Source organism: Pseudomonas sp. UBA6276 (assembly GCF_002438365.1).
GTDB lineage: Bacteria > Pseudomonadota > Gammaproteobacteria > Pseudomonadales > Pseudomonadaceae > Aquipseudomonas > Aquipseudomonas coleopterorum.
The window spans coordinates 1-12,907 of sequence record NZ_DJUS01000049.1; the positions used below are offsets into that span (position 1 = coordinate 1).

The 12,907-nt window shown below is 62.6% G+C and carries 10 protein-coding genes and 1 pseudogene; 8 read left to right on the forward strand and 3 right to left on the reverse strand.

Features of this window, described 5'->3' with window-relative positions:
* Positions 1 to 188 precede the first annotated feature (188 nt).
* Positions 189 to 1,472 (forward strand): NAD(P)/FAD-dependent oxidoreductase, encoded by a 1,284-nt coding sequence (locus B2V21_RS05695; RefSeq protein WP_282349173.1) that lies wholly within the window; start codon positions 189 to 191, stop codon positions 1,470 to 1,472.
* Between the two features lie 254 nt (positions 1,473 to 1,726).
* On the opposite strand, the gene B2V21_RS05700 is transcribed toward B2V21_RS05695, so the two are convergent.
* Positions 1,727 to 2,398 carry a hypothetical protein gene (locus B2V21_RS05700; RefSeq protein ID WP_049859566.1) on the reverse strand — a complete coding sequence of 224 codons (672 nt, stop codon included), beginning with the start codon at positions 2,396 to 2,398 and terminating at the stop codon, positions 1,727 to 1,729.
* Between the two features lie 211 nt (positions 2,399 to 2,609).
* Between B2V21_RS05700 and B2V21_RS05705 the strand changes: the two genes are divergently transcribed.
* Positions 2,610 to 2,792, forward strand: coding sequence for a hypothetical protein (locus tag B2V21_RS05705; protein ID WP_286916291.1), 183 nt, complete (start codon positions 2,610 to 2,612; stop codon positions 2,790 to 2,792).
* Positions 2,793 to 2,861: 69 nt separating this feature from the next.
* Here B2V21_RS05705 and B2V21_RS05710 read toward each other — a convergent pair whose 3' ends face one another.
* Positions 2,862 to 3,617: a TerC family protein gene (locus B2V21_RS05710; protein WP_049859564.1), complete on the reverse strand. Its 756-nt coding sequence runs from the start codon at positions 3,615 to 3,617 to the stop codon at positions 2,862 to 2,864.
* Between the two features lie 181 nt (positions 3,618 to 3,798).
* On the opposite strand from B2V21_RS05710, the gene nhaR reads away from it, so the two are divergent.
* The 3 genes from nhaR to B2V21_RS05725 all read left to right on the forward strand — a co-directional run bounded on the left by nhaR (position 3,799) and on the right by B2V21_RS05725 (position 8,887).
* A complete protein-coding gene (gene nhaR, locus B2V21_RS05715) occupies positions 3,799 to 4,701 on the forward strand; it encodes a transcriptional activator NhaR (protein ID WP_056842732.1) in 903 nt (300 codons plus the stop codon).
* 68 nt (positions 4,702 to 4,769) lie between these two features.
* A complete protein-coding gene (gene codA / locus B2V21_RS05720; protein WP_286916292.1) occupies positions 4,770 to 6,011 on the forward strand; it encodes a cytosine deaminase in 1,242 nt (413 codons plus the stop codon).
* 260 nt (positions 6,012 to 6,271) lie between these two features.
* On the forward strand, positions 6,272 to 8,887 hold the full coding sequence (locus tag B2V21_RS05725) for a hemagglutinin repeat-containing protein (protein ID WP_286916293.1): 2,616 nt from the start codon (positions 6,272 to 6,274) through the stop codon (positions 8,885 to 8,887).
* 287 nt (positions 8,888 to 9,174) lie between these two features.
* Here B2V21_RS05725 and B2V21_RS05730 read toward each other — a convergent pair whose 3' ends face one another.
* Complete coding sequence (locus B2V21_RS05730) at positions 9,175 to 9,882, reverse strand: GntR family transcriptional regulator (RefSeq protein WP_049859561.1); 708 nt, start codon at positions 9,880 to 9,882, stop codon at positions 9,175 to 9,177.
* A gap of 153 nt (positions 9,883 to 10,035) precedes the next feature.
* Here B2V21_RS05730 and B2V21_RS05735 point away from each other — a divergent pair, with 153 nt between their 5' ends.
* The 3 genes and pseudogenes from B2V21_RS05735 to B2V21_RS05745 all read left to right on the forward strand — a co-directional run.
* Positions 10,036 to 11,247: a pyridoxal-phosphate-dependent aminotransferase family protein gene (locus tag B2V21_RS05735; RefSeq protein WP_286916294.1), complete on the forward strand. Its 1,212-nt coding sequence runs from the start codon at positions 10,036 to 10,038 to the stop codon at positions 11,245 to 11,247.
* A 96-nt stretch (positions 11,248 to 11,343) separates the two neighbouring features.
* Positions 11,344 to 12,630 carry an MFS transporter gene (locus B2V21_RS05740; protein WP_049859559.1) on the forward strand — a complete coding sequence of 429 codons (1,287 nt, stop codon included), beginning with the start codon at positions 11,344 to 11,346 and terminating at the stop codon, positions 12,628 to 12,630.
* A gap of 92 nt (positions 12,631 to 12,722) precedes the next feature.
* Positions 12,723 to 12,907: pseudogene (locus B2V21_RS05745) on the forward strand (hydroxypyruvate isomerase); the annotation flags it as partial.

A 12,907-nucleotide genomic window follows, 5' to 3' on the forward strand; every position in this document is an offset into this window, starting at 1 on the left:
ACTGAGCTACGTGCCTGCTGTGAGGCGGCATTCTACGGAATTGACGCTGCCTGTCAACTCCTTTCTCACGCTAAGCCTATGAAATGCGGAATTATTTTCAGCGCCGGCGGATCCAGTGCGCTGGTGAGCGGCTGGCAACTGCGCTAGCATCCAGACACAGGCGAATTCCACCGAGCCGAGGTTGCCGGATGTCCAGCATGCAGTATCCACCGTCCTTCTATGCCGCTTCCGCCAACGCGGCGCCGCCCCGCCCTGCCCTTCAAGGCGAAGTCGAAGCGGATGTGTGCATCATCGGCGCGGGCTACACCGGATTGTCCAGTGCGCTGTTTCTGCTCGAGCGGGGTTTCAGCGTTTGCGTGCTGGAAGCGGCCAAGGTCGGTTTCGGCGCTTCGGGACGCAACGGCGGCCAGATCGTCAACAGTTACAGCCGGGATCTGGATGTGATCGAGCGCAGCGTCGGCGCTGATCAGGCGCGGCTGCTGGGCGACATGGCCTTCGAGGGTGCTCGGATCATCCGTGAACGGGTGACCCGCTACGGTATCAACTGCGATCTGAAGAATGGCGGTGTGTTCGCGGCGCTTACCGCCAAGCAGCTCAAGCACCTGGAGGCCCAGCAGCGTTTGTGGGAGCGCTACGGCCACACCCAGCTGGAACTGCTGGACGAGAAGCGCATCCGCCAAGTCGTGGATTGCGAACAGTACGTAGGCGGTCTGCTCGATGTCAGTGGCGGTCATATCCATCCGCTGAACCTGGCCTTGGGCGAAGCGGCGGCAGTCGAGTCGCTGGGCGGCCGCATTCATGAGCAATCGCCCGCCATACGCATCGAGCGCGGCCCAAGCCCGGTGGTCCATACCGCTCAAGGCAAGGTGCGGGCCAAGTTCGTTATCGTCGCCGGCAACGCCTATCTGGGCGACCTGGTGCCGGAGCTGGCGGCCAAGTCCATGCCTTGCGGTACCCAGGTCATTGCAACCGAGCCCTTGGGCGAGGAGCTGGCGCGCAGTCTGCTGCCGCAGGACTACTGCGTGGAGGACTGCAACTACCTGCTCGACTACTATCGCCTGACAGCCGACAAGCGTCTGATCTTCGGCGGTGGCGTGGTGTATGGCGCGCGAGATCCGGCCAACATCGAGGCGATCATTCGGCCGAAGATGCTCAAGGCGTTCCCGCAGCTGGCGCAGGTTAAGATCGACTACGCCTGGACAGGCAACTTTCTGCTGACCTTGTCGCGCCTGCCGCAGATGGGCCGCCTGGGCGACAATATCTATTACTCTCAAGGCTGCAGCGGCCATGGGGTGACGTACACCCACTTGGCGGGCAAGGTGCTCGCCGAGGCCCTGAGCGGCCAGGCCGAGCGCTTCGACGCGTTTGCCGACCTGCCCCATTACCCCTTCCCCGGCGGCCGCGCCCTGGGCGCACCCTTGACCCAGCTGGGCGCCTGGTATTACAGCCTGCGCGACCGCCTGGGATTCTGACCCGGACGCGTTCATCCAGGCGCACCGCGAGTGCCGCCGACGCAGCTTGCGCAGCTGCTACAGGATTGCAGTTGATTCCCCTGTAGCAGCGGCGCAAGCCGCGTCCGGGCTAGACGGGTTCATCCAGGCACACCGCGAGTGCCGCCGACGCAGCGTCCGAATTCGCAGGATTCCCCTGTAGCAGCGGCGCGAGCCGCGTCGGGATGCATGCGGCCCTTCAGCAGGACTGCCGCGGCCTTCAACGCGGTATGCGGTTACGGGCCAATGGCCTTGCGAGCGCGGGCGGCGGCGGGTTCCTGGCCGGCTGCGGCGGTTTCGCGGGCGGCGTCGAGCCAGCGCTGGCGGTCGACCTGTGCCGGCAGCTGGTTGGGCTGCTGAATCAGGATGGCCCAAGATCCTGCACTCTTCCACGCGGACGCAAAGCTGTCGAAATCCATCGGCAGACGCCGGTTCATCCCCGAGCGCAGCAGCACGTGCCGCTTGAACCGGTCGTAGCCCACCAGCAAGGCGTAGCGAGGTTGGGACCACAGGAACGAGCCTTCGCTGTAGCGCAGCAACACGGGATTGCCTGCGGCCACTTGAGCCAGCAATGCGTTCAACTGCGGATCGAGCGGATATACCAACAGCCCATATTCACGGGCCACCTGGGTAATGTTCTGTTGCAGGCGATCCGTTTCGCCGGGCAGTTTCAATGCCGGGTCGAGTAGCCCGGGTGTAATGGTAATGCCTTGTTGCGAGAGCATGCTGGCCAGCACCATCGAACCGCTCTGGTTGGCGTTACCGCGATAGAACGGTACGCCGTTGAGCTCCACCCGGTCCGCCAGACCCGGCAATGCCGGTCCATTGTTGGTGGCACAGCCAGCCATGCCTGCCATCAGGCTGCTGGCCAACAGCAGCCTGAGCAGGACGTTCGATTTGCGCAACATCGTGTTCCTCGGGACGGGGCGGCGCACAACGTGCCGCGCGAACGGCCATCATAGGTTTCCCGCGGCCCGCGGTATAGCAGCCCGCTGATCCATTGTTTGGGAGCAAGATCGATTCACGCAAATGACCTTTCGTCAATAGGTTGAAACGCTCGCAAACCCTCAGGGTCATCTATTACGTGACCGAGAAGACGCGAAAGCAATGGAGGTAGTGATGAGCCTTGCAATGATAATCTTCAGCCTGATCGCCGGCTGGATGGCCGTGGCGGCTGCCATGCTCTGGGGCGTACTGCGCATCGCGCGTCGCCATCAGCACCACGAGCCGCAGGCCCGGCAACACCTCAAGCCAAAAGCCGCTGTAACGCTGCGCCGCACCAGCACCCCGCAACACATCTGAATCAACCCGCACAAAGTACCAGGCGAAAAAAAAGGGGGCATCCATGCCCCCTCGCTTTGTCCACCTCGCTTACACCTCGCGATTGGCCGCCAGCTTGCGCTGCTTGGCCCTGCGCGACAGCATGTTCAAGCCTTCGATGGTGGCCGAGAACGCCATGGCTGCGTAGATGTAGCCCTTGGGTACATGGGCACCGAAGCCTTCTGCAATCAGCGTCATGCCGATCATGATCAGGAAGCCCAGGGCCAGCATAACGACCGTAGGGTTGTCATTGATGAACTTGGCCAAAGGTTCGGCAGCCAGCAACATCACCACGACGGCGCTGACCACGGCGATGATCATGATCGGCAAGTGCTCGGTCATGCCCACGGCGGTGATGATGCTGTCGATGGAGAACACCAGGTCCAGCACCAGGATCTGACCGATCGCCGAAGCGAAGCTCAGGCTGACCTTGTCGCCGATCTTGGCTTCTTCCTGCTCGACAGGGTCCACGGTGTGGTGGATTTCCTTGGTCGCTTTCCACAACAGGAACAGACCACCGGCGATCAGGATCACATCTTTCCACGAGAACCAGTGATCGAACACGGAGAACACCGGCTCGGTCAGCTGGACGATATAGGCCACGGTGCTCAGCAGACCCAGGCGCAGGATCAGCGCCATGCTGATACCGATACGACGGGCCTTGGCCTGTATTTCCTTGGGCAGCTTGTTGGTCAGGATGGAGATGAAGATCAGGTTGTCGATACCGAGCACGACTTCCATGATCACCAGGGTTATCAACGCCACCCAGGCGGTGGGGCTTGAAGCCAGTTCCAGTAGGTATTCCATGTATCGTTCCTGCCCTTATCACGGTTTGCTGAATGTCTGGAGAGGCTCGGCCGGTGCCGCGCACAGTAGCGAGCCCCAAATACTGGCTCTTTGCTAGCGAGGCATTCTAGAGAGATGGACAGTTCTGGAAAATTCGTATTTTTACCAGCTACACTTCGGTTTTTACGAAGTGTAGGTGCCCGTGCTCAACTATCGTCAGCTTCACTATTTCTGGGTTGTCGCGCGCACCGGAAGCATCGTGCGCGCCAGTGAGCAACTCAACCTCACCGCACAAACCATTAGCGGTCAGATCAGCCTGCTCGAAGAAACGTTCTGCGTGAAATTGTTTCGGCGTGTTGGCAGACATCTTGAGCTGACCGAGGCCGGTCGTCAGGCTCTGCCCTATGCCGAACGCATGTTCCAGATGGCCGGCGAACTGGAAGCGGTACTGCGCACTCAGCCCGATGAAGAGCAGATCCCCTTCCGTGTGGGCGTGGCCGACGTGGTACCCAAGTCGATCGTCTACCGCCTGATCGCACCGACCATGGAACTGAGCGAACCCCTGCGCATCACCTGCCGCGAAGACAAACTGGAACGCTTGCTGGCCGACTTGGCCATCCAGCGCCTGGACATGGTCATCTCCGACAGCCCCATGCCTTCGCACCTGGACATCAAGGGCTACAGCCAGAAGCTGGGTGAGTGCGGCATCAGTTTCTTCGCCACCGAGCAGTTGGCTGCTCGCCATGGTGAGGATTTCCCGCAATGCCTGCACGGGGCGCCGCTGCTCATTCCCGGTCAGGAAAGCGTGTTGCGCAGCCGCCTGATGCGCTGGTTCGGCGACCAGGGCCTGCTGCCACGAGTGGTCGGGGAATTCGACGACAGCGCCTTGATGCAGGCCTTTGGCCAATCCGGCAGCGGGATCTTCATCGCGCCCAGCGTCATTGCCGATGAAATCATGACGCAGTATCGCGTCCGCTTGATCGGGCAGACCGAAGCGGTCACCGAGTCGTTCTACGTGATTTCGGTGGAGCGCAAGGTCAAGCATCCCGGCATCGTGGCGATCACCGAGGGCGCGCGCCGGGAGCTGTTCACCCCGCCCGCCTGAAGGTTTTCCAAGCGCCGCAGACAAATATGGCAACATGGCCCCTTGGCACCCAGAAAGAAGGATTCCCCATGAAGATCATCAACGCCCGGTTGCGCAAGACCGATGGATTGCACACTGTCACCTGCGAGGGCGCCGTCATTGCCTCGATCCAGGCGCAAGGGGACACGGTGACAGCCCAAGGGGATGACATCGATGCGCAGGGAAATCTGCTGATCGCTCCATTGGTCGAGCCGCACATTCATCTGGACGCCACCCTCACCGCCGGTGATCCGCAGTGGAACATGAGCGGCACGCTGTTCGAAGGCATAGAGCGCTGGGGCCAGCGCAAGGCCAGCATCACCCACGAAGACACCAAGCAGCGCGCCTTGACCACCATCGGCATGCTCGCCGAGCACGGCATACAGCATGTGCGCACGCACATCGACGTCACCGACCCTACCCTGGGCGCGCTCAAGGCCATGCTCGAAGTACGCGAGGAAGCGCGCCACCTGATCGATCTGCAGATCGTGGCCTTTCCTCAGGAAGGCATCGAATCCTACCCCGACGGCCGCGAACTGATGGAGCGCGCGGTGGCCATGGGCGCCGATGTGGTCGGCGGCATTCCGCACTTCGAAAACACCCGAGAGCAAGGCGTTAGCTCCATCGGTTTTCTCATGGATCTGGCCGAGCGCACCGGCTGCCTGGTGGACGTGCATTGCGACGAGACCGATGATCCGCATTCGCGGTTTCTCGAAGTGCTCGCCGAGCAGGCCCGGGTGCGCGGCATGGGTAGCCGCGTCACTGCCAGCCACACCACCGCGATGGGCTCCTATGACAACGCCTATTGCTCGAAACTGTTCCGCCTCCTCAAGCAGTCGGGCATCAGCTTCGTGTCGTGCCCGACCGAGAGCATTCACTTGCAGGGTCGCTTCGATACGTTTCCCAAGCGCCGTGGCGTGACCCGCGTGGCCGAGCTGGACCGGGCCGGCATGAACGTGTGCTTCGGTCAGGACTCCATCAAGGACCCGTGGTACCCGCTGGGCAACGGCAACATTCTGCGGGTACTGGATGCCGGTCTGCACATCTGCCACATGATGGGTTTCGAGGACCTGCAACGATCGCTCGACCTGGTCACCGATAACAGCGCCCGCGCGCTCAACCTGGGCGAGCGCTACGGCATCGCCGTCGGACGTCCGGCGAATCTGGTGATTCTGGGTGCGGAGAATGACTACGAAGCGGTACGCCAACAGGCCAAGGCGCGGGTGTCAATTCGCGGTGGCCGGGTATTGATGAAGCGGATACCGGAGCGGGTCGAGTTCAGCCTCAGTTGAATGAGGACGCCATACCGTCTTGATCGCTATTGTTGCCTTGAAGACAGGTAAGACAGCCCTCTGACATCGCGCCTGACAGATACGTCCTACACTACAAGGATCGCTCCTACACTCATTGCCATGCCTCACACCTCTCTAGAGTGGTCTGCGGCGGATTCGTCCATCCGCCTTGCCAACTCATAGCCCCTGAGAGGAGCATCATCGTGCAACAAGCAGCTTTTTCTACCCAATCCTTCACTCGACACGGACTCGGACTCGCCGTGTCTGCGGTCCTGCTGACCACCCTCAACTCGGCCTCGGCCAGCGAGCTGATTGCAGCTGATGGCCCAATGGGCATGGCTATTCTCGGCAGCCAGGCCGGCGTACCGGTCGTCGATATCGTCGCGCCCAATACGCAAGGTCTTTCCCACAACCGCTGGCAGGACTACAACGTCGGTACAGCCGGTCTGGTGCTGAACAACAGCCTGGCGGCTGGGCAAGTACAGCTCAACGGCGTCGCCCTGGATATTGGCGCCAATCGGCAGTTCGCTGACGTCGCCGCCAGCACCATCCTCAATGAGGTGGTGGGCACTCGCGGCTCCACCATTGCCGGCTCGCAGGTCATCTTCGGTCAGGCGGCGGACTACGTCTTGAGCAACCCCAACGGCATCGAACTCAACGGCGCACGCATGACGCTGGACTCGGCCCACACGGCAACCTATGTGGTCGGGACGCCCGCGTTCAGCGATGGCGTGATCAGCCAGTACGATACACGTTCGCAGTCCCCCGCCGAACACCGCCTGGTGGTTGGCCAGAACGGCCTGGATGCCGGGACCGGATCGGTGCGTCTGATCGCTCCTACCGTGCAGAAAACCGGAGCCATCACTGCGGGCGGCGACTTGACCTTGCTGCTGGGTAATCACTTGGTCGACGCACGTTCTCTGTCCACCGAGGCGGTTGCTCGGTCATCCGCGGCGGTGGATGCCAGCCTGCTGGGCGCCATGCACGCCAGGCGCATCAAGATCGTCAGCACCGATCAGGGTGTCGGCTTGAACATGGGCATCACGCGACTGCGCGGTGACAAAGGTATCGAGATCAGTTCGGCCGGGGCATTGTCCATCGGCTCCAGTGTGGTCAACCAAGGACAGTATGGGCAGGCGGCGATCGACGCCGGCGAACAGGACCTCCTGCTCTCAGCTGGTGGTGACATGTCACTCACGTCCGTGGCGATCGATGCACAGAACATTGACGCACGGTCCCGCGGGCTGCTGAAGCTGGATGCATTGAGCAACCAAACCGAGACGCAGCGCCAGGCTAGCGCCGATGAACATTGGTTCACCCTCGCAGCTGGAGAATCGGACGCACAGATCACCGAACGCAGCTTGACCCATATCGGTAACCGGTTGACCGCAACGCGCAACGTACGCCTGGACGGCCGCAGCGGTATCGAGATGGCAGCTACCCGCATCGACGGGCCGGAAAATGTCGGACTCTACACCATTCGGGGCGGCGTACAGCTCGGGGCCAAGATGGAGCAGTCGTGGCGCACGGTGCGGGTGCCTTCCCTCGATGGCTCCGATGACAGCGCCTCCACCTACACTGAAACCGCTCAGGCTACGCACATTGAAGGTGGTACGGTCAGCCTGCCTACGGCCACATTGCTGGGCGCCACGATCAATGCGACCCACTCGATCGATATAGGCGGCGCGGGGGCTACCCACATCGGCAGTCTGGATTTCAAACGTACGCTCACCCAGGGAACCGGCGCCCGCCGGGTCAGCCTGACGGACACGCTCGCCCACGAGGCGCTGCAGGAGCGCCGGTATCAGCGACCATCGCAGCTGCAGGCCCCCAACGCCAGCCTGTCGCTGCATGGCACGGAAATTCGCATCGTCGGCAGTCAGCTTTCGGCGAAAGACGTTCGTTTGCAATTCGACGGCACCGTGGCCATCGAAGGTGGCAGCGAAGACGCTCGCATCGAAGGGGCGAGACCGGCAGCACAGCAGTTTCAGCGCAGTTTTGATCGTAGCGCGCAGAGCAACGTCGCCAGTTTCGTTCAGGCTACGGACACGCTGGCAATACGGGCACGCCGCTCGACCTTCCGCGAGGGTAGCGTATCGGTCAGCGGTTCACATCTGCTGGGCGGCAAGGCTGTCATCGTCAATGCCGAGGACAATGTGTGGATCAGCAGCGCCGACGAAAAGCAGAGTTTCAACCTGAGCGGGCCGCAGTGGGGGCCGGTACCGGGTGAACTGCCGCAAACGGGTGCCTGGAGCCGCAAAGGCTTCCGGGAGTCTCAGGCACGCAGCACGCTCGGTGGCGCGGGCTCCCTGCACGTTTCTGCCGGTGGCATGCTCGACGTGGCCGGTTCGTACCTGGATGCCGGAGGGGATATCAAGTTGGCGGCCGCCGACATCCAGTTGACCGGTAGCCTGGCGCCGACCGGCCCGCGCAATGAAACCATATGGTTGGACAACGACCTGCCTGGGTACTATTTCGCGCCAGTTGCCGGCGGAACCGATGCGCGGGTGACCGACCGAATCAATAATGGCTTCGCGATGAAGGCCGGAGGCAGTATCGATATCAAGGCGAAGCGCCTGGCCACCCATGCCGCTTCGGTGAATGCGGCAGGTCAATTGACGCTGCCGAGCGGTCTGGCGCTGTTCAAAGACACGCCAGTGGAGGACGCCGATGCGATTCGCAGCAACTACCATGGCTACGTGGCGCCGCGGCCGTCGAGCTGGCAGAGCCTGGCAGGCCTGCCCTTGGCAGCGTTGGATGTAGCCGTGCCATCCAGCAATGGCACGACCCGCGAGTCGACATTCGTGGCCGGGGAAGTCAGCGCCGATACCGCTCAGCGCATCCAGGCGCTGAACATTCCCCTGACCCTGCGTTGACCGGTGTATCCGCCATCCGAGACCGCGTGGACCGCCGACGCGGCTCGCGCCGCTGCTACAGGAGCGCGGGGTGGCGGATATCGGGTGTGAATCGCCGGGCGAGGCCGCCGAACCCAGGAGCGCATCGCGGATACCGGGTGTGAATCGCCGAGCGAGGCCGCCGAACCCAGGAGCGTATCGCGGATACCAGGCGTGAACACCGGGCCAAGACGCCGCATCTGCGCTTGGATCGCGGCTCCTGTAGCAGCGGCGCGAGCCGCGTCCGGTGACACTGCGGTGGGTCTGGATCAAGAGCGGTCGCTGCTCTGTACCAGCAACATGATCGCGTCCCGCTTCTCCAGCAGGTGCTGACGCAGGATGGCGCTCAGGCGCTTGCCATCGCGGGCCTGCAGGGCCTCGATCATCTGTTCGTGGTCGTGCAGGGCGCGGTCCCACTTGGGCGCTTGCTGATTGGACAGGAATCGCAACGCCTGCAGGCGGCGGTTCACCGTGAGGTACATCTGACGCAGTGCGGAATTGCGCGAAGCCAGGCTGATCAGGTCGTGGATCGCGCGATTGCGCTGGTAGTACCCGACCAGATCCTGCTGGCTCTTGCTCACCACCATGGCGTTGTGCAGCGCCTTGATCTCGTCGAGCTCCGCGTCGGTCATGCGCTCGCACGCCAGCTCGCCGGCAAACGCCTCCAGGCCGCTCATCAACTCGAACGCTTCGCGAATCTCCAGCTCGCTCATGCGCGCCACACTCGCCCCTCGGTTTGGATTGATTTCGATCAAACCCTCCCCAGCCAGTACTTTCAGCGCCTCGCGCAGCGGCGTGCGGGAAATGCCCAGGGTTTCACACAACTCACGCTCGTTCAGCTTGGTCCCGGGCGGCAGCACGCCTTCGGTGATGAAGCCACGCAAGTGCTCTACCACGGTGTCATGCAGGCGTTGACGCTCTACCCGTGGCAACTGCAACGCAGGCGCGGGCGCTGAAGCCATTGACGAAGACTGCATGCAAACTCCTTGTATCGACAGGTCAACCAGCGCTCTTCTTATTCTAAAAAGCACGAATTCGACTCGATATTAGCGCAAACGAGCCGTTTGACACAGGGTGCCCAGCTGCTAATGTAATTTTGCATTCAAAATACAACAACAAAGGGTCACCCCATGCTCAAGCTCGATTTCCATCCTGCCGGCCGTCATTTCCTGCAGATCCCCGGGCCCAGCCCGGTGCCCGACCGTATCCTTCGCGCCATGAGCTACCCCACCATCGATCACCGCGGCCCCGAGTTCGGCCAGCTCGGCCTCAAGGTGCTCGCGGGCATCCAGCAGATCTTCAAGACCCGCCACCCGGTGATCATCTACCCCGCCTCGGGCACGGGCGCCTGGGAGGCCGCGCTGTGCAATACCCTGAGCGCCGGTGATCAGGTGTTGATGTTCGAGACCGGTCATTTCGCCAGCCTCTGGCAGAAGATGGCCGTCAGCCTGGGGCTCAAGCCAGAGTTCATCGGCCTGCCAGGCATCGAAGGCTGGCGCGGTGGTGTACGCGCCGACATGATCCAGGCCCGCCTGGAACAGGACAGCGAGCACCAGATCAAGGCGGTGTGCGTGGTCCACAATGAAACCAGCACCGGCGTGACTTCCGATATTCCCGCCGTGCGCCAGGCCATCGATGCCGCCGGCCATCCGGCGCTGCTGCTCGTGGACACCATCTCCGGTCTGGCTTCGGCCGACTATCGCCACGACGAATGGGGCGTGGACGTGACCATTTCCGGCTCGCAGAAAGGTCTCATGCTGCCACCGGGCATCAGTTTCAACGCCCTATCGCCTAAAGCCATCGAAGCCAGCCAGCGCGGTGGACTGCCCCGCAGCTTCTGGGCCTGGGACGAAATCATCGAGATGAACAAGACCGGTTACTGGCCCTACACCCCTAACACCAACCTGCTCTATGGATTGTCCGAAGCGCTGGACATGATCCTCGGCGAGGGCCTGGACAATGTTTTCGCCCGGCACCAACGCCTCGCGCACGCCTGTCGCACCGCCGTGCAGGCCTGGGGCCTGCCCATTCAGTGTGCCGACCCCAGCGTCTACAGTCCGGTGCTCACCGGGGTCATGACGCCTGAAGGCGTCGACGCAGACCAGGTGCGCAAGACCATCTATGAGCGCTTCGACATGTCCCTGGGTACCGGCCTGGGCAAACTCAAGGGGCGCATGTTCCGCATCGGCCACTTGGGCGACTGCAACGACCTGACCCTGATGGCAACCCTGAGCGGGTGCGAGATGGGCCTGCAGATGGCCGGGGTGAAGCTTGAGGCCAGCGGCGTACTGGCGGCAATGGATTACCTGGCCGGGCAACACGTGCCGCTGCGCCGCGAATGACATCAACGGCGCCGCCGTCCCTGGCTGGCGCTCATGCGACTGACTATCCCGACTCAACGCCTGCGGGCGTAAACAATAAGAAACTGGAGATAGAACATGAAGCGGTTATATCTGCGCCCTACTACCGTGGTGCTCGTCATGCTGTGCGCCATGTATTTCATCACCTACCTGGACCGGGTCAACGTCAGCACCGCGGCGGTCGGTTTCGGCAAGGAATTCAACCTCAGCAAGACCGAAATCGGCATCGTCTTCTCGGCCTTCGCCTACCCGTATCTGGTGTTCCAGATCATCGGCGGCTGGGTCAGCGACCGTTTCGGCGCCAAGCGCACCCTGGTGGTGTGCGGGCTGATCTGGGCCAGCGCGACGGTGCTCACCGGCATGGCAGGCGGCTTCGTCTCGCTGCTGGTGGCGCGGGTCCTGCTGGGGTTGGGCGAAGGCGCGACCTTCCCTGCCGCCACTGCAGCGATGTCACGCTGGGTCGGCAAGGAGAACCGCGGTTTCGCCCAGGGCATCACCCACGCCTTCGCCCGCCTGGGCAATGCGTTGGCACCTGCAGCGATGGTCGCCGTGATGGCGGCGTATGGCTGGCGCGAATCGTTCTACGTCTGCGCCGGCATCAGTTTTGTCTGGGTGGTGCTGTGGGCACTGGTGTTCACCGAGCAACCCAAGGATCACCCGCGTATTACCCAGGCGGAACTCGCCGCCCTGCCTCCGCCCAAGCCCAAGAACACCCGCAAGTTGCCCTGGGGACGGCTGTTCAGGCGCATGGCGCCGGTTACCATCGTCTACTTCTGCTACGGCTGGACCCTGTGGCTGTTGCTGAGCTGGGTGCCGATGTACTTCATGAACATGGGCCTGGACCTGAAGAACACCGCCATCTTCGCCTCCACCGTGTTCTTCGGCGGCGTGGTGGGCGATACCCTGGGCGGCATCGTCAGCGACCGCATCTACAAGCGCACCGGCAACCTCAACCGGGCCCGCAGCCTGATGGTCGCCATCTGTCTGTCCCTGACCCTGGTAGCGCTGCTGCCGCTGATGTTCACCCACGACATGTACGTGTCCCTGGCCTGCCTGGCCATTGCGTTCTTCTTCTCCGAGATGACCATCGGCCCGATGTGGGCCATCCCCATGGACATCGCGCCGGACCACTGCGGCACCGCCAGCGGCATGATGAACACCGGCTCGGCCATGGCCGCGATCATCAGCCCGGTGGCCGCCGGACTGCTGATCGACAAGTTCGGCAATTGGCAGCTGCCGTTCATGGTCAGCATCGTGCTGTTGGCCATCGGTGTGGTGCTGTCGTTCCGCATGCGCCCGCAGAACCGGTTCGTCTACGACCTGCCGGCCAATCCCGTCACCACCGCCGTGGCGATGCCCAAATGACCCGCTGACGCCCAGGTAGGCGTAGGATGGCACGGATGTGCGCGGTGACACGCCAGGACGGTCGCCGCGCTCCCTGACAGAAGGAGCCTGCCATGCCGCGCTTGTGTGCCAACCTTTCCATGCTGTTCACCGAACATGCCTTTCTCGACCGTTTCGCCCTCGCTGCACGGGCGGGCTTTCGCGGGGTGGAGTTCTTGTTTCCCTACGCATTCGACAGCACCGAGATCAAGGCACGGTTGCAACACCATGGCCTGACCCAGGTGCTGTTCAACCTGCC

What these genes read in the sequence shown, in the direction of transcription:
- B2V21_RS05695 (WP_282349173.1), top strand. Translation starts at nt 189, where the DNA reads ATGTCCAGCATGCAGTATCCACCGTCCTTCTATGCCGCTTCCGCCAAC.
- B2V21_RS05700 (WP_049859566.1), bottom strand. Translation starts at nt 2,398, where the DNA reads ATGTTGCGCAAATCGAACGTCCTGCTCAGGCTGCTGTTGGCCAGCAGC.
- B2V21_RS05705 (WP_286916291.1), top strand. Translation starts at nt 2,610, where the DNA reads ATGAGCCTTGCAATGATAATCTTCAGCCTGATCGCCGGCTGGATGGCC.
- B2V21_RS05710 (WP_049859564.1), bottom strand. Translation starts at nt 3,617, where the DNA reads ATGGAATACCTACTGGAACTGGCTTCAAGCCCCACCGCCTGGGTGGCG.
- codA (WP_286916292.1), top strand. Translation starts at nt 4,770, where the DNA reads ATGAAGATCATCAACGCCCGGTTGCGCAAGACCGATGGATTGCACACT.
- B2V21_RS05730 (WP_049859561.1), bottom strand. Translation starts at nt 9,882, where the DNA reads ATGCAGTCTTCGTCAATGGCTTCAGCGCCCGCGCCTGCGTTGCAGTTG.
- B2V21_RS05735 (WP_286916294.1), top strand. Translation starts at nt 10,036, where the DNA reads ATGCTCAAGCTCGATTTCCATCCTGCCGGCCGTCATTTCCTGCAGATC.
- B2V21_RS05740 (WP_049859559.1), top strand. Translation starts at nt 11,344, where the DNA reads ATGAAGCGGTTATATCTGCGCCCTACTACCGTGGTGCTCGTCATGCTG.